The 20,860-nt window shown below is 61.6% G+C and carries 17 protein-coding genes and 1 pseudogene; 12 read left to right on the top strand and 6 right to left on the bottom strand.

The window, feature by feature from the left end; translation table 11 throughout:
* Nucleotides 1-195 (top strand): annotated as a pseudogene (locus tag SYN65AY6A5_RS14590) (RNA-guided endonuclease TnpB family protein); the annotation flags it as partial.
* Between the two features lie 11 nt (nt 196-206).
* Here SYN65AY6A5_RS14590 and SYN65AY6A5_RS13080 read toward each other — a convergent pair.
* The gene (locus SYN65AY6A5_RS13080; protein ID WP_099812831.1) at nt 207-722 is read right to left on the bottom strand and encodes a MarR family transcriptional regulator; all 516 of its coding nucleotides are present in this window, start codon (nt 720-722) and stop codon (nt 207-209) included.
* 384 nt (nt 723-1,106) lie between these two features.
* Between SYN65AY6A5_RS13080 and SYN65AY6A5_RS13075 the strand changes: the two genes are divergently transcribed.
* Nucleotides 1,107-2,420 (top strand): D-alanyl-D-alanine carboxypeptidase, encoded by a 1,314-nt coding sequence (locus SYN65AY6A5_RS13075; protein WP_011431238.1) that lies wholly within the window; start codon nt 1,107-1,109, stop codon nt 2,418-2,420.
* A 335-nt stretch (nt 2,421-2,755) separates the two neighbouring features.
* Here SYN65AY6A5_RS13075 and raiA read toward each other — a convergent pair whose 3' ends face one another.
* Nucleotides 2,756-3,331 carry a ribosome-associated translation inhibitor RaiA gene (gene raiA, locus SYN65AY6A5_RS13070; protein WP_011431240.1) on the bottom strand — a complete coding sequence of 192 codons (576 nt, stop codon included), beginning with the start codon at nt 3,329-3,331 and terminating at the stop codon, nt 2,756-2,758.
* A gap of 765 nt (nt 3,332-4,096) precedes the next feature.
* Between raiA and SYN65AY6A5_RS13065 the strand changes: the two genes are divergently transcribed.
* From SYN65AY6A5_RS13065 to SYN65AY6A5_RS13050, 4 genes are all read left to right on the top strand, one after another.
* Nucleotides 4,097-5,305, top strand: coding sequence for a methionine gamma-lyase family protein (locus tag SYN65AY6A5_RS13065; protein ID WP_206336972.1), 1,209 nt, complete (start codon nt 4,097-4,099; stop codon nt 5,303-5,305).
* Between the two features lie 136 nt (nt 5,306-5,441).
* On the top strand, nt 5,442-6,197 hold the full coding sequence (locus tag SYN65AY6A5_RS13060) for a hypothetical protein (protein WP_099812830.1): 756 nt from the start codon (nt 5,442-5,444) through the stop codon (nt 6,195-6,197).
* A 330-nt stretch (nt 6,198-6,527) separates the two neighbouring features.
* Nucleotides 6,528-6,734 (top strand): hypothetical protein, encoded by a 207-nt coding sequence (locus SYN65AY6A5_RS13055; protein WP_071813530.1) that lies wholly within the window; start codon nt 6,528-6,530, stop codon nt 6,732-6,734.
* Nucleotides 6,735-6,761: 27 nt separating this feature from the next.
* A complete protein-coding gene (locus SYN65AY6A5_RS13050; protein WP_041438567.1) occupies nt 6,762-7,079 on the top strand; it encodes a TMEM14 family protein in 318 nt (105 codons plus the stop codon).
* Between the two features lie 83 nt (nt 7,080-7,162).
* Here the strand turns inward: SYN65AY6A5_RS13050 and SYN65AY6A5_RS13045 are convergent, their stop codons facing one another.
* Nucleotides 7,163-7,792: a DUF4384 domain-containing protein gene (locus SYN65AY6A5_RS13045; protein WP_240531063.1), complete on the bottom strand. Its 630-nt coding sequence runs from the start codon at nt 7,790-7,792 to the stop codon at nt 7,163-7,165.
* A 218-nt stretch (nt 7,793-8,010) separates the two neighbouring features.
* Between SYN65AY6A5_RS13045 and SYN65AY6A5_RS13040 the strand changes: the two genes are divergently transcribed.
* Nucleotides 8,011-8,448, top strand: a complete 438-nt coding sequence (locus SYN65AY6A5_RS13040) for a tetratricopeptide repeat protein (protein ID WP_011431247.1) — start codon at nt 8,011-8,013, stop codon at nt 8,446-8,448.
* Here the strand turns inward: SYN65AY6A5_RS13040 and SYN65AY6A5_RS13035 are convergent.
* From SYN65AY6A5_RS13035 to SYN65AY6A5_RS13025, 3 genes are all read right to left on the bottom strand, one after another.
* Complete coding sequence (locus SYN65AY6A5_RS13035) at nt 8,429-8,623, bottom strand: hypothetical protein (protein ID WP_011431248.1); 195 nt, start codon at nt 8,621-8,623, stop codon at nt 8,429-8,431. The two genes, SYN65AY6A5_RS13040 and SYN65AY6A5_RS13035, sit on opposite strands and share 20 nt — an antisense overlap.
* A gap of 112 nt (nt 8,624-8,735) precedes the next feature.
* Nucleotides 8,736-9,794 carry a threonine synthase gene (thrC, locus tag SYN65AY6A5_RS13030; protein ID WP_099813323.1) on the bottom strand — a complete coding sequence of 353 codons (1,059 nt, stop codon included), beginning with the start codon at nt 9,792-9,794 and terminating at the stop codon, nt 8,736-8,738.
* A 153-nt stretch (nt 9,795-9,947) separates the two neighbouring features.
* Nucleotides 9,948-11,375: an isochorismate synthase gene (locus SYN65AY6A5_RS13025; protein ID WP_240530367.1), complete on the bottom strand. Its 1,428-nt coding sequence runs from the start codon at nt 11,373-11,375 to the stop codon at nt 9,948-9,950.
* Between the two features lie 464 nt (nt 11,376-11,839).
* On the opposite strand from SYN65AY6A5_RS13025, the gene menA reads away from it, so the two are divergent.
* The 5 genes from menA to SYN65AY6A5_RS13000 all read left to right on the top strand — a co-directional run bounded on the left by menA (nt 11,840) and on the right by SYN65AY6A5_RS13000 (nt 20,607).
* The gene (gene menA, locus SYN65AY6A5_RS13020; protein ID WP_041438574.1) at nt 11,840-12,706 is read left to right on the top strand and encodes a 2-carboxy-1,4-naphthoquinone phytyltransferase; all 867 of its coding nucleotides are present in this window, start codon (nt 11,840-11,842) and stop codon (nt 12,704-12,706) included.
* Nucleotides 12,707-12,847: 141 nt separating this feature from the next.
* Nucleotides 12,848-14,686, top strand: coding sequence for an LptA/OstA family protein (locus tag SYN65AY6A5_RS13015; protein ID WP_099884713.1), 1,839 nt, complete (start codon nt 12,848-12,850; stop codon nt 14,684-14,686).
* A gap of 77 nt (nt 14,687-14,763) precedes the next feature.
* The gene (locus SYN65AY6A5_RS13010; RefSeq protein WP_099884711.1) at nt 14,764-15,942 is read left to right on the top strand and encodes an LptF/LptG family permease; all 1,179 of its coding nucleotides are present in this window, start codon (nt 14,764-14,766) and stop codon (nt 15,940-15,942) included.
* Nucleotides 15,943-16,022: 80 nt separating this feature from the next.
* Complete coding sequence (locus SYN65AY6A5_RS13005; RefSeq protein WP_240527817.1) at nt 16,023-19,274, top strand: hypothetical protein; 3,252 nt, start codon at nt 16,023-16,025, stop codon at nt 19,272-19,274.
* A gap of 97 nt (nt 19,275-19,371) precedes the next feature.
* Nucleotides 19,372-20,607 (top strand): LL-diaminopimelate aminotransferase, encoded by a 1,236-nt coding sequence (locus SYN65AY6A5_RS13000; RefSeq protein ID WP_099812825.1) that lies wholly within the window; start codon nt 19,372-19,374, stop codon nt 20,605-20,607.
* Nucleotides 20,608-20,860 lie beyond the last annotated feature (253 nt).

Below are 20,860 nucleotides of genomic sequence, written 5' to 3'. Positions count from 1 at the left end.
AAGTGCAACCATAGGCTACCACGAGATTGGCAAGGCGCTCTGGGTGTTATGCTCAGGGCTGTGCGGGATACCGCCTTTCTGTTTGGACTCCGTCCGAGTAGCGCGGTCGCGTCAGCATCGCGTAGTGACAACGGAAACGGACAGAATGCTATCGCTTCACCGCTGAGCAGTAATGCTCAGCAGTGTTCAGCGTAAATGTATCAGTGTCAATAGGACAAGCGATGGTGCGGCTCTGCCACCACCGCGGCCTCCGACTCCTCCGACAAGTGGGCAATCAGCCGATCCACCAGCCGCGACAGGGTTGCCCGTTCTTCTAAGCTGAGACAGCCGTAGGTCTGCTCCCGCAACTCCCAAATGAGAGGGGGCAAAATTTCTTTCAACTTCTCTCCGGCAGGGGTGAGGTAAACCCGCCAGATCCGCCGATCCTTGGGATCCCGCTGCCGCCGGATCAACTCCCGTTTCTCCATGCCGTCCAAGACACCGGTCATGGTACCCCCCAACTGCTGCAGGCGCTCGCAGATAGTGGAGGTGGGGATCCCGTCTTCTTCCCAGAGGCAGCAAAGCACCACCCAGTGGGAAGCGGTCAGGCCGAAGGGCTCCAGGTAGGCCTGAAATTTCCGCCGCACCAATTGCGACAACAGCCGAAGGCGATAGCCTAGGGAATAAGGGGCCAGAATCTCGCGCCATCGCTCCAGGAAGGCTTGTTTCTCCAACTGAGCCATCGCTGAGGGTTCCCCATGGGTGGCTGAGAATGCTTAGAGCTTAAATTCTTCCATTCTAACCTTCTATAAAGAGCGGCCAAAAGCAGCTCATCATCCGTTACAAAAGCGTTACAGGCTTTACAACAAAAGTTACAGTGGAGGGTTGGGCGAGGGGCGAATCTCCCGCCAATTAGCATCAGCTAGGAACCAAATTAAGCTTGGCGTGACAGGGATCCCGCTCTTCTGTCTGAAGGAAGAAAATGCCGATTTGCCCATCTGGGGTCGCCTCGGCAAAAGAGGGGCAGTGGGCAAGGGGAAAATTTGCCAGAGCCATTGAGATGGCACTAGAGTAGCTTCAAGTTTTGCCAGCTCGTTCTCTTTGCCAATGTCTTTTGGGAGGTGAGCATGTTGTCTATCCTACAGGGGTTGAGCTCCCAGCGCCGTTTCCTCTGGGCAGGGATCCCGTTGGTTTGTTCTCTGGCCCTGGGGGCCTGCTGGAACAACCGCAGCAGTGCCGAAACCCCCTCTCAGGGTGTCCAGGCTGAGGTTACAGCAGCGGCGCAAAACCCCTTCCCCCCCATCCCCACCCCGCCGCCGCCGCTGCCTTCCCCCAGTGGCACGCCCGGCCTTCCCCCCTGGTGGCCCCGTGGGCAATCGTCGCAGTGGCAGGATTCCCCCTACGCCGTGGCCTTGTCCGGTTTTTTGCAGGGATTGGCGGCCCAAGGGGGAGCGCTCTCTCAACAGGGGATCCTGCTTTGGACAGCCGAAGGCGAGCTCTTGGCGGAGCACCTGCTGGATCGGCCTTTGCCGGTGGGGGCTTTGGATCAATTGGCCCTCAGCCTGATGGCGCTGGAAAAGTGGGGCTATGAGTATCGCTTCCAAACTCGCTTCTACACCACCAGCCACCGCTCCGGCCAGCGCTTGACGGGAGACTTGGTCGTGGTGGGCGGCGGGGATCCCTATTTCCGGGAGGCCAATGTGGCCGAGCTGGCCCGCCACCTGCACAACCTCGGCATTCGCCAGATCGACGGCGAGGTGAAGGTGGTGCCCCCCTTCCGCTTGCTGGGTCAGCCTGACTCTCTGGCCAGCGCCCGCCGGCTTGCCGAGCTCCTCCGAGATCCCCAGGGGCCCTATCCTGTGACCCTCGGCGGCTCCGGGTCAACGTTAAGGGAGCTGCCGGAGGAGATCCATTGCCTGGCCGGCTACACCTCGCTGCGCCTGGGATCCCTGCTACAAATCCTCAACGGCGGCAACGATCGGGCCATGGCAGAAGCCCTGTTGGCGGAGCTGGCAGGCAGAACAGCCCTGCTGGAGTACCTGCAGCAGCGGTTGGTAGCTCAGCCGGTTGCCCATCTGGATCCCAAACTGGCCCCTGCCCAGTTGGAAATTCGCCTTGGCCCAGGCGGGCAAGAGCTGTACCTCTCCCCCCGCGCCCTGGCCCATCTGTGGGAACATCTGCTTGAGGCCACAGACGGGGATCCCAGGCGTGTCCTGCCAGTGGCCGGGGTCGGCCACAGCCCTTTGCAGCTCCGCGCTCTGCCCCCGGGCACGATCGCCCAGGTGGGCTCTGCCGCCAACCGACTGATGATGGTGGGGCAGCTTCCGGATGGCACCCGTTTCGTCTTACTCAACCACGGCCCGGATCTGGGCGTCTTGCGCCAGCACCAGGATCAGTTCCTGCAGCAGGTGCTGGCCGTTGGGGAGCCTCTCCGCCGCTGAAGAATAGAGCCCTCTCCCTTCTCTTTTCTTCGAGGCCCTCTTGGTCGGGGAGCCACGGTGCAAACGGCTCCCCAACATCTAGTTGGCCGATCCCTGACTTTCCCCTCTCCCTTGTGGGAGAGGGGCTGGGGGTGAGGGCAGCTTTTACGATTGGAAGAAGGCGGGAATTAAAGAGGAGGGCAAAGCTGCCTAGGGCTGGCCAAGCCAAGGATCGGTCTCGCCTCGCAACTGGCAGGATCTCCTGCTGCATCACCATCTCAAGCAGCTCATCCACCTGATCCAGCAGGCGCTGCCCCTGAGACCTAAGGCAAACAAGAAAGCCCGCAGGGTCTCCTCTAGGGATGGGGGCGGATCAGCCCGTAGCCGCCGTGCTTGCGGACATAGATGACGTTGATCTCGCCGTTTTCGATGTTGCGGAACACGTAAAAATCATGATCCACCAGCTCCAACTGGTGCAGCGCCTCCTGAACTGTCATGGGAGGCATGGCGAAATACTTGGTGCGCACCACCTCAGGGGGCAGCTCTGCTTGCCGTTCTGTATTCAGAGGATCGGTGAGGGGCTGCTGGGCCACTGCCACCGAGGTTTTGGGAGAATGGCGGATGCGGTGAACGCCGTTGCGTTCTTTATATTTGCGCAGCTTGCGGGCCAGCTTGTCGGCAACGCGGTCAATGCTGGCGTAGAGGTTCTCGCTGCTTTCCTCCGCCCGGATGACGGTGCCGTTGGCGTAGACGGTAACTTCGGCAGATTGGTTGGCACTGATGCGGGGGTTACGGGCTACCGATAGATTGACATCCACTTCACTGGTGATCTGGGCAAAATGTTTGACAGCCCGCTCGATTTTTTCTTGAACGTAGCTGCGGATGGCGTCGGTAATCTCGACGTTTTTCCCTTGGATCACAAGCTTAGTCATGGGTACTCTCCCGGTTGTGTCAGTTTACACCTAAAGTTAGCGCCTCACCCTCGCAAAGGATCCCTAGGAAACAGCCCCCACCTCAGGCATGATCGCGGCCCGGCAACTTGCAGAAAGGGCTACGCCAGAAGATGAAGATCGGCTTTGGCATCGGCACTAACCTCTTGGGTTAAGTCTAAGTTAACATCTCCCCCAGGGATCTGGTTCAGGGGTTAAGAATAAATTTAGGCCGTCTTCATTTTTAAGGGATTGGGAGCCAGCACCACTTCTCAGGCAAGGAGAGGTTCCCTGAATTCGGAACTCCAAATTCAAGTGGAGAAGGTCTCCAGACTGCTCGAAAAGGGCAAACTTAGTGGCAGAACTTACACAGATAGGTTCTGCCGAAAATGCTTTTACTAAACTTAAATTCAACAGAGAGAATCAGCACTTGCTGAATCGACCTCTGCTCTCAGGGCGAGCATCTCCTTATTGTTTATTGCTATCTTTTCTCTTTTCTCCTTACAGAACTTGTGGCCATTATACAACCTGGTGAGCCAGGGTGCTTTTTCCAGCTCAGACAGAGACTGAAAGGGAGAATGAAGAGATGTTGACTGAAGTTAAGCTTTTTATAAGATAGGGATCCCGTAGAAATATCGTTACCAAGAGCAGGTCTGAAAAGCCGTTTTTGGCCTCTGTGGCCGACCTGCTAGCCGGAAGGCCGGTTTGCTTAGAAGAAGTGGGGTGGACCCGGTGGTCAGAGAGATCTCTTGGAAAGCGAAGGAGCTTTTGGACAAAGCAGAAGCAGCTTTGCAGGATCAGTTTCAGGCGATAGATAGGGTCCTTAGGGAGAACCTGGCGCGGGTGCTGCAGGCCTTCCGCGACCAGCAGGTGGGATCCCATCACTTTGCCGGCGTATCGGGCTATGGTCACGACGACCGGGGACGAGAGGTTTTGGATCGGGTGTTTGCCCAGATCATGGGCTGTGAGGCGGCGCTGGTGCGGCTGCAAATGGTGTCTGGCACCCATGCCATTGCCTGTGCCCTGTTTGGCGTGCTGCGGCCGGGGGATGAGCTGTTGGCCATCACCGGCCCCCCCTACGACACTCTGGAGGAGGTGATCGGCCTGCGGGGATCGGGGCGGGGATCCCTGCGGGAGTTCGGCGTTACCTATCGTCAGTTGGATCTGCGGGAAGGAGATGTCGATTGGCAGGCCCTGAAAACGGCCCTCAAACCGCAAACCCGCCTGGTTCACATCCAGCGCTCCTGTGGCTATGACTGGCGTCCCAGCTTTTCCATCGCCCAGATTGCCGAGATGATCCAGATCGTCAAGGCACAAAACCCGGAGGTGGTGGTCTTGGTCGATAACTGCTATGGCGAGTTTGTGGAAACCCAAGAGCCCACCCACGTGGGCGCAGATTTGATTGCTGGATCCCTAATCAAAAATCCAGGCGGCACCCTGGCCCCGGCGGGGGGCTATGTGGCGGGGCGGGCCGAGCTGGTGGAGCAGGCTGCCTGCCGGCTGACAGCGCCAGGGATCGGCTCGGAAGGGGGAGCAACTTTCGATCTCAATCGCCTGCTGTTCCAGGGGCTGTTTTTGGCTCCACAGATGGTGGCCGAAGCGGTCAAGATCGCCCATCTGGCCGCCCAGGTGTTCCACGATCTGGGCTATCCTGTTTCCCCGTCACCCCAGGTGTCCCGCACCGACATCATCCAGGCCATTCAACTGGGATCCCCGCAGAAGTTGCAGGCCTTTTGCCGCGCTATCCAAAGCAGCTCGCCAGTGGATTCCTACCTCACCCCGATCCCAGAAGTGATGCCCGGCTATGCCGACCCGGTGGTGATGGCGGCGGGCACTTTTGTTGCCGGCAGCAGCGCCGAGCTCTCCGCCGATGGGCCAATGCGCGAGCCCTACATCGTCTACTTACAGGGGGGGACCCATCTCAGCCACGGGCGGTTGGCCCTAGAGGCCGTCTTGCAAGCTTGGGATGCTCTGTAAATTGCCGTCCCTGGCCGGGCTCCGCCCAAGGAGTAGAATTGAGTCTGTGGTCTCCATTCCCTCTAGACGGATCCTCGTCGATTGGATGTCGAGCTTATGTTCTAGTTCTGGGTTTTTCCTCGGTTGGGGATCCCGTTTGGCCCTTGCTTGGGTGGCTTTGGGGTTGGCCAGCGGCTGTCGGCTGTTGAACCCCGTGGGAGAGGGGAGCACACAAGTGGGAGCCGCCTTGACTCCCTCTCCCCTGTGGAGAGGCAGCCAAACCCTGACAGGAACTCTTGAAGGGGGGGACGAGGTCAGCCCCCAGTACGGCAGCTACTGGGATGGGATCCCTGTGGCCGCCGAGGCGGGCCAGATCCTGATCGCCGCCCTGGAGAGCGAAGACTTTGACCCTTACCTGGAGCTGGTGGACGGCCAAGGGCGGGTAATCGGCTTTGACGACGACTCCGGCCCAGATGTTAATGCCCTCTTGGCGGTGCGGCTGCTGCAGGAAGGCACCTACACCTTGCGGGCCACAAGCTTCAAGCCGGCATCCACTGGCACCTACCGGCTGACCTACCGGCTGGCCCAGGTCGATTGGCAGCAAACGGTGTCGGGCCGTCTGCAGAAGGGATCCGCCCAACACCCTGAAGACGGCAGTTGGATGGAAGAACACCCCATCGCTGCCCGGGCCGGCCAGATCCTACTCGCTTCGATGGCCAGCTCTGATTTCGATGCCTTTTTGCAACTGTTGGACCCGGAGGGAGAGGTGATGGCTTGGGATGACGACCAAGGCGGCGGCAGCGATGCCCTGATAATTGCCTTTTTGCCTCGCAGCGGCACCTACACCCTCCGGGCCAACACCCACAAACCAGGAGAAGAAGGAGCCTATGGGTTGCAGTACGCCCTGCACTAGCGTCCAGGCCTGCCAAGCTTCTGCGCCTTCCCTGAGAAGTTTTGGCCGGTCTGCCTGTAAGCCTTTTGATGCCGATGTCGAGATTGGGCAAGAGTCATTATTGCTTTATTTTATTAGCGCTGGAAGCTTCTGGTTCAGAGCCTTCTGAAGCAGGGTTGGTTGGGGTTTGCTGAGGTTTATGGGAAAGCATGACATCTTATCCTAAGTTGTGACGGAGCTGAAATGTTGCCTTCATGGACAGGGCGTTTTCCCTAGAATGGGATCGATGGCCTAGACCCCTCTTTCTCTTGCACTTTCGCAGTTCAGCCCTTACCCTACACAATGGATGCCATGACCCCTGAAATGGTACGCCAGTTCTGGTCTTTGGTCAGCGAGATCGGCAGGCCAGATTGGCTCAATCAGCGCGACGATGACTTGGTGAATCTGCTTCTGAGTGCTTGCCAAAAAAAACATGCCCTCAGCAACGTCGATGCCTCAATTCTCAACCGCTACATCAGCATCCGCCTGCCCTTGATTCGTGAAATTGTTGTCGACTAGACCGAGCTAGGGGGGTTTTTCCCAGCCATGATGGCCGCACAGATGACTTTGCTCGTCTATGGAGCGCTGCTTTTGCTAGGCGGGGTCGTCGGCTATGTGAAAGGCAGAAGCTCCAAGTCGTTAATTAGCGGCCTGGTGGGGGCCGCCCTCAGCGGCGTCAGCTACGGGCTACTGGGAACAGATCCCCGCTGGGGGCTGGGTCTGGGCTTGGGGACGGCGGTGCTGGGATCCCTTCTCTTTGCCCTGCGCTACCGCAAAACCGGCCAATTTCTGCCTGCTGGTCTAATGCTGGTGGTGAGCTTGGCGGCTGTTCTTCTCCTAGGCCTCAGCTTCGGCTCGGTCTAGGCCGGCAGCGGCAAGACAAGCCTGCTTGGCTGTCGGTTCCAGACTCTGGGATTAGGGCGGGTCTGGGATCTCCATTGCCGGGGTCACCACGGTGCAACCCGATAGAAGCGAGTGGTGGTCACCCACTCGGTGGCAGGGATCTCCTCGACGACGATGGCGCGGGCGATGGCATCGCCCAGTTGGGATCCCCGTACCCGTACATTGGCAAAGGAGCCACCCTGCTCAAAAGAGGCAATCTCCTGGAAGTTGAGGGGACGGAGGGAGGCCACCGCCAATACTTGGGCTTGGCCAAAGGGCGGGGCGATGGTCAGGCGGTAGCGGGCGCCAGGGGGCGGGAAGGTGCGCGCTTCGCCGGCCCGCAAAAACTCGTTTCCACCCGAGAAGCGGTTGGGCAAAATCAAATGGGTGCGGCCATCGGCTTGGATGCTGAAGAGGTAGACGTAAGCGTCGCGATTGGTGCTCACGGTAATGGCAATCGGCTCGCCGGGCCGGTAGATGGGGTTAGAGCCGCGCCGATCCAGCTCCAGGTTGACCTGCAAGTTGGAAGGCACTGGGTTGACGATGATGGAGCGGGTGCCGGTTTCCAGCCGATTGTCGGCCAGTTTTAGCCTTTGCAGCGGGGGGTAGAGGCCCAGGGTCTGCGGGAAAACGGCGGTGGCCGGAGCCATCGACAGCCCCAAAGCCAGCGGCAGGAAGACCAGTTTGGCGTTCATAGTTCACACCTGACAATCAGTGGCTATGTTCATCCTAGGAAGGGGCAGAGTTCGACCGGAGCAGGCTTCGCGCAGTCTCAGATCTCCTGCTGATGCAGTTTCCCCTGCCGCAGATGGCAGGCCCAGGGGGGAAAAGGCGCTGAGAAAACTGGGAGATCCTGTCTGGAAAGGGCTAAGCTGCAGATTGGGGATCCCTCGACTCGAGCCCAACCTTGCCTATGGCCGGCGACAGTTACCAAGAAGGCATTGCGGCGGTTCAGGCAGGCGATTTTCCGGCTGCCATCCAGGCCTTTCGCCGGGCAGTTGCCGAGGATCCCGCGCACACCGAAGCTCGCTACAAGCTGGCCTGGGTGCTGGGCATGAGTGGCTATCTGGATCCGGCACTGGCCGAGCTGGAGGCCGTGTTGGCGGCAGATCCCACCCATGTTGCAGCCCACTACAACCGGGGAGCCTTGCTGTTGCAAAAGGCTCAACTGGAAGCAGAGGTGGATGGACAACTCGATCTCGAGGTCCTGCGGCAGGCCGAAGCGGCTTTTCAAACCGTGATGCGCTTGGATCCCAACGATCAACGGGCCTATGCCTTTCTCACTTTGGTCAGGCGAGCCATCCGCAACTATCAGTCGCCCGCGCAGCCTTCTAGCCGCAGTGACGAGTAAACCCCTGCACCAGGACTTCCAGGGGGGGAACGCCGGGATCCCCCAGCTCGGCTGCCACTTCTTGAGAAACCTGTCTCACCACTTCCGCAGGCAGTTGCAGCTTGTCCACCAACTGCCAAAAGTCCTCTAGCTCTTCCCAATTCAGCCAAGGCTCCTCTACGGGCGCTGGCGGCAATTACCAGGTAGCCCACCTGAGAAGGAGACGCCTCTCGGCTTCGTCGCCAACTTGAGCCAGCACCCCATTTATCCAGGGGTACTACCAGGTGGCACAACCACGACCAGCGGCGCTAAAAGCCCATCAGGCGGGCTACAGCAGCCAAATCGGGGGCTACTCCTGTGTGGATGGCGGCGGATCCCTGTTGGGCGGCCGTGTCGGGATCCTTAAGGCCGTTGCCGGTGAGCACGCACACCACCTGGGCGCCGGCAGGCACCTGATCCCGCCATTTCAGCAATCCAGCCACTGCAGCGGCACTGGCCGGCTCGCAGAAGATCCCTTCCTCCGCCGCCAGCAGACGATAGGCGGCCAGGATCTCCTCGTCGGTTACACTATCCACCCGGCCACCGCTGGCCTGGACTGCCGCCTTGGCCTTCACCCAACTGGCAGGGTTGCCGATGCGGATGGCCGTAGCCACCGTTTCCGGGTGTTCCACCACCCGGCCCAGAACGATGGGAGCGGCGCCGGCAGCCTCAAAGCCGTAGAGACGCGGGCGGCGGCTAGCCTTGCCTCGCTGGTAGTAGTGGCAAAAGCCCATCCAATAGGCGGTGATGTTGCCGGCGTTGCCCACCGGAATACAGAGCCAATCGGGGGCATCCCCCAAGGCATCCACCACCTCGAAGGCGGCAGTTTTCTGCCCCTCCAGCCGAAAGCGGTTGACAGAATTGACCAGTGCTACCGGGTAGGCTTCCGCCAGTTGCCGCACCATAGCCAGCGCCTGGTCGAAGTTGCCCTGGATGGCGATGATCTCGGCCCCGTACATCAGGGTCTGGGCCAGCTTGCCCTTGGCCACGTAGCCATCTGGGATCAGCACGTAGGCCCGCAGGCCCCCTTTGGCCGCATAGGCAGCGGCTGCTGCCGAGGTATTGCCGGTGCTGGCACAGATGATGGCCTCTGCCCCCGCCTCTTTGGCTTTGGACACTGCCATGGTCATGCCCCGATCCTTGAAGCTGCCGGTGGGGTTGAGGCCCTCCAGCTTCAGGTAAACCTGGCAGTCTCGCCCCAGCCGTTGGCTCAGCGCGGGAGAGGGGATCAAAGGAGTATTGCCCTCATGCAGCGTCACTACGGGGGTGCTGGAGCTGACGGGGAGCCAGTCCCGGTAGTGCTGGATCAGGCCGGGCCAGAGCCCCACTTGCGCGCGGGATCCGGCCGTACGAGAGGAATGGGTGGGATTCAGGGTCACCATGCTGCCGAGCAGTCGAGGCCAACGGAAGGGCCAGCTTCTTAACTGTAACCGTTTGCGAAGCAGTTGGAGCAGCTCTCTCCCCTGCCGGATCGAGAGGATCTAGTCGGGCAAGGGCTGCAAGGCCAGCGCCTGGGCCAGAGAATGCAACTTGAGGCGGATCTCGGCCAGCTCCTGGGCGGGGTTGGAATCGGCCACGATGCCGGCGCCGGCATACAGGCGGGCCCGCTTCCCCGCGATCAAAGCCGAGCGGATCCCAACCACCAACTCGCCATTGCCCTGCAAGTCCACCCAGCCCAGCGGGGCGGCATAGCTCGAGCGGTCAAAGGGCTCCCACTGCTCCAGCCACTGCAGCGCCGCCTGCTGCGGATAGCCTCCCACCGCTGCGGTGGGGTGGAGCTGGGCCAACAGGTCGAACAGATGCACCTCCGTAGGGAGTTCGGCCTCGATCACCGTTTGCAGATGCTGGATGTTGGCCAAACGGCGCAGCCGTGGCTGAGGGGAGATCCGGGGCTCCATCCCCAGCCGGCCCAGAGCCTCTTGGATCGAGCGCACCACCCACTGGTGTTCGCGGCGGTCTTTGGGGCTGCGGAGCAGTTGCTCGGCCAACATGCGATCCTGGTGGCCGTTGGCGCCGCGGGCGACGGAGCCGGCCAGCGCATCGATCTGCACCCGGCCCTGCCACACCGACAGTAGCCGTTCTGGGCTGGCTCCCAAGAAGATCTGGGGAGGAAAATCCCTCTGGCTTTCCAGGGCAAAGGCGAAGACGCTGCAATCGGGGTGATGGGCCTCCAGATAGGCCAGCAGCGAAGGGATCGGGGGAGGGGAGGGCAACGCCAGATCCACAGCCTCTGCCAGCACCACTTTTTCCAGGGATCCCGCCTGAATCGCTTGCAGGGCTTTTTGAATGCGAGCCAAGAGAGGTGTTTCCGCTACCGCTACCGGTAGAGGGGGCTGCAGCTCCCAACCGGGCAAGGGAGCCTGGGAAAGACGCTGCATGCGGGCAAAAAAAGCGGCAATCTGACCAGCCAAGGCCGCCGGGTCGCTTTCGGGGCCGACTTCTAGGTTAAGCCGCGCCACCGTCAGCTCCCCCCCCACCTGCAACAGTTGCCAGCGCGGCAGGACCAGTGCTGCCCCCCCGCCGCTCCTGGGGGCAAAGCCAAAACGGCAGAAGCACAAAGGGCGCTCCTGACGGCTGCTTGGGGACTCTAGGTTGCCAGGAGCGGTGTGGACATGGGGCTGTAGGGCTTGCACAAAGGCCCGTGCCGCCTGAAATCTCCCCTCTCCTGAAAGGTCGAGCTGCCGCAGGGATCCCCACCCCAGCACCCGCACCCTTTCCCCTTGCGCCTGGTGGGAGAGATAGCAATAGCTAGAGGAGCGGTTGGGGGGGAGCGAGCCCAACTGCCGGGTCAGCACTGCCAGCGGATCTAGCCCTGAGATGGGCTGCGATAGGCTGAGAATCTGGGGGATCCCCCGCGCTCGCGCCATCTCTTGGCAGGTCGCTAGCAGGGGATCCCAGGCGTGTTCCACCTCTGCTGGCCCAGCAGAGGCGTGAATGGGCGGCCAGGCTCTGGGCCATTTCGTGCGTCCGGACCCACCCTTCCAGGGGAAAAGAGAAGAAGTCATGCGCAAGCAAAAGAGAACGATCCTACCTTGGCCGAAAACAGGACAACCGTCATCTCAACCGGCAAGGGAAGCTGCAGAAAGGCGTTTCAGGATATGAGATTAGGGGGGCAGCCGGCAGCTCAGGCTCGCCAGCGCCGGATCCCAGGCGTTTCTTTACGGATTGCAAGGTTTCTTAGCATCCTTGGGGATGGGAACAGAAGCCCCCTAACCTAACAAATACAGAGCAAACACAGAACCCAGAGAGAGCTAGATCCAACATGCTCGCACAGCCGGAACCGTCAAAGAGAACGCGCAGGAGTCCAAAGGCCAGCCCAGTACAGCTTGCGGAAAAGGGCACTTGGGAGGGCCGCTCTCGGCGACAGTTGTGGATGGCCGCCCTTAAGCCCCCCATGTACAGCGTGGCGATCATGCCCATCTGGGTGGGATCCGCCATCGCCTACGCCCAGTCAGGGGCGATGGATGTGGGGGTTTTGGCGGTGTTTCTGGGGGCCGCCATCTGTCTTTTGGCTTGGGTCAACATCAGCAACGACGTGTTTGATGCCCAGACGGGGGTGGACAAAAACAAGCTCCACTCGCTGGTCAGCTTGACGGGCAGGCCGGTTCAGGTGTTTTGGGTGGGCAACGCCTTTTTGGCTTTGGGGCTGGCGGGGATCCTGTGGCTGAGCTGGCGGCAATCGGATCCGACGGTGCTGCTATTGGTGCTGCTGGCCTGCGGGCTGGGCTACGCCTACCAGGGGCCGCCCCTGCGCCTGGGCTACTACGGCCTGGGGGAGCTCCTCTGTTTTTTGAGCTTCGGGCCGCTGGCGGTTTTGGCCGCCCACTACAGCCAAAGCCAAAGCTGGTCGCTGCCAGCCCTGGCGGCCTCACTGGTGGTGGGGATGGTCACCAGCTTAATTTTGTTTTGCTCCCATTTCCATCAGGTGGAGGACGATCTGGCTGCCGGCAAGCGCTCGCCGGTGGCCCGCCTGGGCACTCGGCGCTCCGCCCGTCTCATCCCCTGGATCTGCGGCAGCATTTTTGGCCTGCTGCTGCTGTTTGTCGGGCTGGGGGCTTTTCCGGCTTGGACGTTGCTGGGTTTTGCCGGGATCCCCTTTGCGGTGCGGCTATCCCGCCTGCTGGGGGCCTATCACGACCAGCCGCAGCGGATCAGCCATTCTAAGTTCATCGCCGTCGGCCTCCACTTTTGGCTGGGGCTGTTTCTGGGGCTGGGCTTTATCCTCAGCCGTCTGGGATAAGCCAGAACCCTAGAGGTGATCGGGATCCCGCCGAGGCGGCCCGCAAATTGCGATAAGCTACAGCCTAGTGTGCCGGCTTGGGTGTTGGCCCCGCTGGGGCTCATGGGTTAGGGATCAACGTAAGGCAGCGGCGAGAACAGGATGCGGCGATTTTTCAATTCCAACCTGGGGGTGGCGCTCTTGGGAACCGGCCTCTTGGCTGCTCTGGTTGCCTGGGCCTTGTCCATCGACATCGAAGAGGTAAAGGTGGAGCCCCTTCCCCCGGATCAGCCCCTTTCCGTCAGCCGCAGGGTAGATATCTTGGGTCGTCGAGGGGGCCAGCGGCGTTGGCGTCTCATCGCCGACCAGGTGGAGCTAAGAGCTGGGCAACAGGTGTTTGAGCAGGGGGCGCACGGCTACTTCTACGGAGATGGCGCCGACCGCCAAGAAGAGGTGCCGGATCCCTTTTTTGCCAGCAGCGAGCGGATGATTTGGCAGGCCAAGCGTGCCCGCTACGACGCCACCGCCGACGCGTTGTATCTGGATGAGGGGGTGGAGGTGAGAAGCGAGGATGGCAGCCTGCTTCTGACCCGTGCTCTGCGAATCACCCCCGAAGAGCGCATCGAGGTGCCGGAGGCCTTCACCCTCAAAGGGCAAGAAATGATCCTAGAGGGCCGCTCCGGCTGGTTTAACTTCCAATTTGCCCTCCTCAGCGCCCAGCAGGGCAAGCTAACGGTGTTGCCCTTGGATTCGGAGTCCTCACGCCCAGCAGCCGCGCCCATGAGCGACCCGACCAGCGCTGGGGCGGATCCCACTTCTACCATCATCACCGCTGACCAGCTCACCTACGACCGGGCCAACCAGGTGGCCGAAGGGAAAGGGAACCTGCGCATTCGCGAAGGCGGCCTCGAGATTCGCGCCCCTCAGGGCACCTACCTGCGCCGACAGGCCCAGAGCATTCTCTCCGGCGGCGTGGTGTTGCAGGAGGTGGCCGATGTCGGCAGCCGGGATCCCCTCTTGGCGGATCTGCGCTTGGCCCAGGCTGATCCCCAGGCGACCCCAGCCCAGCAGGATCAGGAGGTCACCATCGTCGCCGACCGCCTCACCTACGACCGCAACACGCAAATTGCTCGCGGGGAAGGCAACCTGGAAATCCGCCAGGGGGAAACCATCATCCAGTCGGCCCAGGGCACCTACCGCCGCCGCGAATCCCAAAGCCTGCTGACGGGGGGGGTTACCCTGCGCGAGCCTGGGCGGGTGCTCACCTCCGCCCGCTTGGAGGGCAACCACCGCGACAAGATCTTCTTTTTTGAAGAAAACGTCCTCTACCGGCAGATGGCCACCTCTACCCCAGCTCCTGGCGGCGGATCCCTGACGGAGGAGCTGCGCCAAGCCGAAACGGAAGTGCGGGCCGCCCGCCTGGTTTACAACTCTCGTACCGGCACCTCGGAGTTTAGCGAGGCCGTCGAGTTCATCCAGCGGGGGCGCAAGGCCAAGGCCAACCAGGCCACCATTACCCCTGAGAAGGTGGAGCTGCGGGGAGAGGTGGTGATCGAGCAGATCGAGGGGGACTGGCTGGCGCGGCGTCTGCAAAACCCCCAGACCCAGGCCGATGTGGACCAGCCGACGGTGATCTACGCCGACCGGGTGGAGATCGATCAGGCCAGCGGCGATGCCCGCTTCTTCGGCAATGTGGTTATCGTGCAGGCCAACCGCGCCATCGAAGGGGATCGCGCCGAGTACTCCGACCAAGGGCAGATTTTCAGGATCACCGCCGACCAGGCTCCCGTCCTCCTCTGCGATCGCGGCGAGCTCAATCCGATTCCCCGCGAGAGCACTGCACCGCTGCCCGGTCGCGATGCTCTGGATCAGATGTGCCGGGGCGCCAACCGCCTCAGCGGCAGGCTGGTCACCCTGAACTTGGAGCGGGATGAGTACACCGTGGAAGGGGACGAGCAGCAGCAGGGGATGTTTCAATTCCGCATCACCGACGCCCTCTGACGGGATCCCAGCGGAGCTGGGGGTCGTCTGGATCTCTAGAGCTGGCTGAGCTTGTGCACCTGAGGTAACAGAGCCACATGACCATCCCACTGGCCAAGGGTCAACGGCGCCGAACTTCTGCCCAGACGGGGAGCTTTTGGGGATCCCTGAAGTTGGGGGGCTTTTTTTTGGAGTTTTATCTCTGCAAAGAGATGATCCGCCCCTTCTTTTTGGGGGTGGCGGGGGGCACGGTGATGATGCTGGGCAACCAGCTTTTTATCTACGCCGATTTGCTGGTGAAAAAAGGCGCCCCTCCCCTGACAATTTTGCACATTCTCCTCCTCAACTTGCCCGCCATTTTGGTGGTCACCTTCCCCATTGCCGGCCTCTTTGCCACCCTACTTACTCTGGGCAGGATGGGAGCTGACAGCGAGATCACCGCCCTGTGGGCCGCCGGGATCCCCTACCGCAAGGTGTTGATTCCGGTGCTCTGCATCGGCCTGCTGGTCAGCGGCCTGGCGCTGTTGACCAACGAGGTGATCGTGCCAGAGACCAACCAAAAGGTGAAAACCCTGAACACCAACCTCATCCTGGCCCAGGATGCCCTTCCGTTTGACTCGGAGGAAATTGTGCGGGTGGACGACGACCTCTGGTTTCATGTGGGATCCATCGACCCGAAGACCGGCTGGATGCGCGATCTGCTGATTTTGGATCGCAAGGCCGAGACCGGCCACCTGCGCTACCCACAGGTGATCTCGGCCCAAACGGCGCAGCAGGTGGGCCAAGCCTGGCACCTGCAAGACGTGGTGATCCGTCGCTACGACGAGCGGGGGCGCACCTACTACGAGGGCCAGGTGGCGGAGATGGAGCTGAACATCGTCAACAAGTTGGTGGGCCTGGTGTACGCCGAGAAGGTGCCCCAGGAGCAACGGGCGGCAGAGCTGTGGGAGCAGTGCCAGCGATATCGAGCGGAGCAACGTCCTTCTGCTGATGTGGCCCGCTGCCTGACGGAGTACCACCTCAAGTTCGCCATTCCCTTGGCCAGCTTTTTTGCCATTTTGGTGGCTGCGCCCTTGGGCCTGCAGACGGTGCGCCAGACCGGCCGCTACGGCAGTGTGGCGCTGGCGATTGTCCTGGTGTTTATTTACTATGTACTGATGAGCCTGGGACGCGCCATGGGCCGAGTTGAGCATATCGATCCCTGGCTGGCCGCCTGGTTGCCGAATATGATTTTCGGTGGGGTGGGCTTCTCTCTACTGTGGCGGTTTTTACGGTGAGATCCGGCAACTTCCCGCAGGGCTTCAGCCCTTGGGCAAAATGGTTGGCCCTGTGCTGGGGCAGCTCCTTGTGGTTGGGGATGGGGGAGGCCGTCTTTGCCCAGTTGGATCCCCTGCCCACCAATCTGGAGGGCTATCAGCGCTTTTGGGCGGCCCAGCGGAGCCGCGATCCTGGCTCAGAGCCGGTTGCTCCCACCGGCGCCAGCCTGTTGGGGGATCCCATCACCTTGGCCGAGGCCCAATCCTCCTCGCGCCTGGCAGCAACAGCGGCTCCCTCCGTTCCCCCTCTTCCCGCCTCGGCCCCTGTTGAAGGATCCCCTCCCGAAAAAGCGCTCACACCGGAAGAGCTAAACCGGCAGCGGCTGCAGCCGCTCTTGGCCGAAGGGGCGGCGGCCCATGCACGGCGGCAGGCGCAGCAGGCCCAAGCTCAGGCAACACCGTCCTCCCGGTCTGCTTCATCGACAACGCCCACGGCAGCTGTTCCTACTCTGGACTCCCTTCGCTCCTCCCAGCCTGCAACTTCCCAAGCTGCTGGCTTGCAGGTAGAAGAGCAACCTGGGCAGCACCCCAACGAAGCGAGGCGCTTGCCTGTTCCCCCCCCAGGGTCCACCGTCGAGAGCCTGGCCGCTGCTCAAGGGCAAGAGAGGCCTGGTTCGGAAGCGGTGGCGCAGCAAGTCCCGACCTGGATCCCGCAAGCCGGCGGGAACTGGAATTGGGGCGGCGCCCCTTCTTCCACCGGCACTCAGAGGGCAGCTCAAACCGGAACTGAGGCATTCACCCCCACTGCCGGATCCCTCCTTGCTCCTCAGTTGTTGGAGCGGTTCCCCCTGTTGCGAGATCTGGGCGATCCCGCCACCGGCCCAGAAGCCGCTCCGCCTGCCAGCCAGGGATCCCAGATTCGCCAGCAGCTGGCGGCCACCGCCACCGCCCAGATCCCCCTCGACCCGGCTCAGATCAACGTCAGTGGGGATGTGCTCAGCTACCTTGCCGAGCAAGACCTGGGCATTGCCGAGGGGAACGCCCAGATCCAGTTGGCCGACGGCACCCGCATCAGCGGCGAGCGGCTGTTGTTTTACCGACGGGAACGGCGCCTGCGCAGCGACGGCCCCTTCCGGATGGAACAGCCCCCTGGACCCCAGGGGCGCGGCATCCGGCAAATTGAGGGGCGCAACCTGGATCTGGACATCCCCGGTCGCAGCGCTCAATTTGAAAGCTCGCTGGTGATCTTGCCGGGGGAGGAGCCGGGCACCAAGGTTTTTGTGCGCAGCCAAGAGACCACCGCCCTGTTGGGGGATCAGATCTTTTTCGAGAGGGCCACCGTCACCACCTCGCCGGAGCCGCCCATTACCCACTACGTACAAGGGGATCGGGTGGAAGTGTTTCCCGATAACCGGGTCATCGTTTACGACGCCCGCGTCTTTGCCGGCGGCGAGCTCACCCCAGAGGGCGATCTGCGGGCGGGACTGCAGGTTGCCTACTTGCCCCTTTTTATCTACAGCCTGCGGGATCACCAGTGGGTGCTGCCGGGACGCAGCGAGGCGGAAGGGGTGTTTGTCAAGTCCAGTTGGGCCTACCGCTTCGACGAATACAACTTCGGCGGCCTGCGGCTAGATGTCCTGCAGAAGAAAGGCCTGGGCATCGGCTTTCTGCACGACTACATCCTCCCCATCCCCGACAGCGTCAACTACGGGCGGGCCCAGTTTTACCTGGTAACCGAGGCCGACCAGCGGCGCTTTTCCAGCCGCCTCCGCCTCGACCACAACTTCGACTTCTACGCCGCCAACATCCTCGGCCAAGAAGGCCAACTGTGGGGCCAGCTCAACCTCAACCTGGACAACACCTACCGCCCTGCCGGCGGGCGCAACGACAACGCCGACCTGCGCCTCAACACCACCTTTCAGGGGGATCTCTCCACCACCACCCTCAACATCAGCCGCACCGGATCCCAGGAGAACGGCACCTATAGCTTTCCCCTCACCCTCAGCCACCTCCAGCGCTATGGGGGCATGCCTTGGCTGCAATCGGATCTGCGGCTGGACTACAACCAGCGGGTGAGCGTCAAGGATGGGCCAGACTTTGCCGACGCGCGGCTGACGCTGGGTGCCCAACTCACCCCACCCGGCTGGGGCGGCACCTATCGCCTGGCCTACCGCGCCTACAGCAGCTCCAACGGCGACACCGAGCCGCGCCGCAACTTCGAGCTGGCCTTCAATCCCGATCTCCTCCGCATCACTCCCGATATCTCCCTCAGCAGCGCCCTCACCCTGACCCAAGAGCAACAGCCGGATCGAGAAGTGGGATCCGGCCTTAACTTTTTCAATCGTTACGAGCTGCGCTCCAGCCTTCAATTCAACGACATTCAACCGGCTCCCTGGATCACCTTCATGCCCGGCTCGATCGACTACACCCAAGTCCTGTACTCAACCCCCGACCAGGAATCCACCGTCAGCCTCAACCCCCGCCTCAGCCTCAAGCCTGCCGACTGGAACACCATCGACCTGCGCTACAGCCGCACCTTCTACGGCAACAACTCTGTGCCCTTTCAAACCCTTTCCGCCAGCCCCAAGGATGTGGATCGCCTCAACGCCAGCATCAGCTTCTTTACGCCGCGCGACTTCCTGCCCAACGTGCCTCCCGGCTACCTTGCCTTTGAAGATGACCTGCCCGGCGAGCTGCCCATAGCCCTGACTTTTCCCGACGACACGCCGGAGGACTTGGAAGCGATTGCCTCCCGTAACCTGCAGGAGCTGCAGGCAGAGGTGAAAAACCTGGTGCGCCTGGACACCAGCCTTGGCTACGACTTCATCACCCAGAAGTGGGATACCCTCAACGCCAACTTCACCTGGAGCACCACCCCTGATCTGTTCAACATTCAGTTGCAGACGGCCTACGACCTGAACCAGGGACAGCTCCAACCCGTTCGTCTGGAATATCGGGGACGCAGCAGCACCACATTTAACCGGGATCAACGCTCTGGCCTGGAGGTGTATGAACCAGGGATCAGCTACGCGCTGCAGGCGGTTTACGATCCGCGGCTAGGTCAGATCTCTACCTATGGACTGGAGTTAGATGCCACCCTCGGCACGCAGTGGCAAAACCACTGGCGGCTCCGCCTGGGCCTGACGGAGGCAGGGATCCGCCGCATTGAGGTGCGCCGCGACCTGCGGGATTTCGAGCTGCGCCTGGCCTACGATCCGCTGGCAGAGTCCCTGCGCCTGGAAGGGATCCTGGTGGCCTTTCCCAGCCGCCCGGTGGGCCTGACCCAAGAGCGGGGAGAGTTTCACCTAACCTCGCCGGTGGGCGCCTTCAGCCTGGATAGCCTGGGGCGCTAGGGCTGGCTCTGCCCTGCAGTCGGGAGGGCGGGTTGGGGCCGGCTTCGGCTACACTAAAGGGCCGACGCTCCTTTTTGCTCAGCAGCGCTGAACTCCTATGGCCAGGATCAACGACCACTTCCTCAAGCTGAAGGCTGGCTATCTCTTTCCCGAGATTGCCCGGCGGGTGCAGGCCTTTGCCGCCGCCCATCCCGAAGCTCAGATCATCAAGATGGGCATTGGCGATGTCACCGAGCCGCTGCCGGAAGCCTGCCGAACAGCCATGATCCGGGCCGTGGAGGAGATGGGGGAGCGGGCCACCTTCCGCGGCTATGGGCCGGAACAGGGCTACGAGTGGCTGCGCCAGGCCATTGCCCGCCACGATTTCCAGGCCCGCGGCTGCGACATCGACGCCTCTGAGATCTTCATCTCCGACGGCTCCAAGTGCGACTGCGGCAACATCCTGGATATTCTCGGCCACGACAACACCATTGCCATCACGGATCCCGTCTACCCGGTTTATGTAGACACCAATGTGATGGCCGGCCATACGGGGCCGGCCAACGAGCGGGGCGAATACGAGGGCCTGGTCTATCTGCCGCTGACGGCAGAAAACCACTTCACCGCCAGCCTGCCCGAGCAAAAGGTGGACGTCATCTACCTCTGCTTTCCCAACAACCCCACTGGTGCAGTCGCCACGCGGGAGCATCTGCAGGCCTGGGTGGACTATGCCCGCGCCTACAACTCGCTCATCCTCTTCGATGCTGCCTACGAGGCCTACATTACCGAGCCCGGGATCCCGCACTCCATCTACGAGATCCCAGGGGCCAGGGAATGTGCCATCGAGTTCCGCTCCTTCTCCAAAACGGCTGGCTTTACCGGCACCCGCTGCGCCTTTACCGTGGTGCCCAAGTCGCTGCGAGGCCAAGCTGCCGATGGCTCCTGGGTGGATCTGTGGAGCCTGTGGTATCGCCGCCAGTCCACCAAGTTCAACGGTGTGGCCTACATTGTGCAGCGAGGGGCCGAGGCTGTCTACTCTGAGGAGGGGCAGGCGCAGGTGCGGGCTCTGGTGCAGTTTTACCTGGAGAATGCCCGCATCATTCGTGAGCAGTTGGCCAAAGCCGGCCTCCAAGCCTACGGCGGCGTCAACGCTCCCTATGTTTGGGTAAAAGCCCCGGAAGGACTGAGCAGTTGGGAGTTTTTCGACAAGCTGCTGCACACCTGCCATGTGGTGGGAACTCCCGGATCGGGCTTTGGCAGCGCCGGCGAGGGCTATCTGCGCCTGTCGGCTTTTAACAGCCGCGCCAACGTGGAAGAAGCCATGCGCCGCATTGTCAGCGTGTTTGGGAGCTAAGTGGAGAGGGCTGGAGCCAGGGATTTTCCCCAACAAGCTGGAGAAAGGGAGATCCCTGGGGCGGTGGTGGAAGGGATCTCTTCTTTGACACTCCCACCCAGGGGATTCTTACGCAGCCCAAAATGGACTCGCAAAGGCGCTGTCAAGACGCCCCTAGACAGTCCCTTGAGGCATAACCTCAAAGTTCTGCTTACTTCGGACTTAAGTTCCTCCAGGTTAGTTATTGCCGCGCGGGTTTTGCACCGCAGTAGGT

The organism is Synechococcus sp. 65AY6A5 (assembly GCF_002760415.1).
In the GTDB taxonomy this organism is placed as follows: domain Bacteria; phylum Cyanobacteriota; class Cyanobacteriia; order Thermostichales; family Thermostichaceae; genus Thermostichus.
The sequence above is the reverse complement of the archived record's forward strand: the minus strand, read 5'-3'. Positions and strand labels throughout refer to the sequence as shown.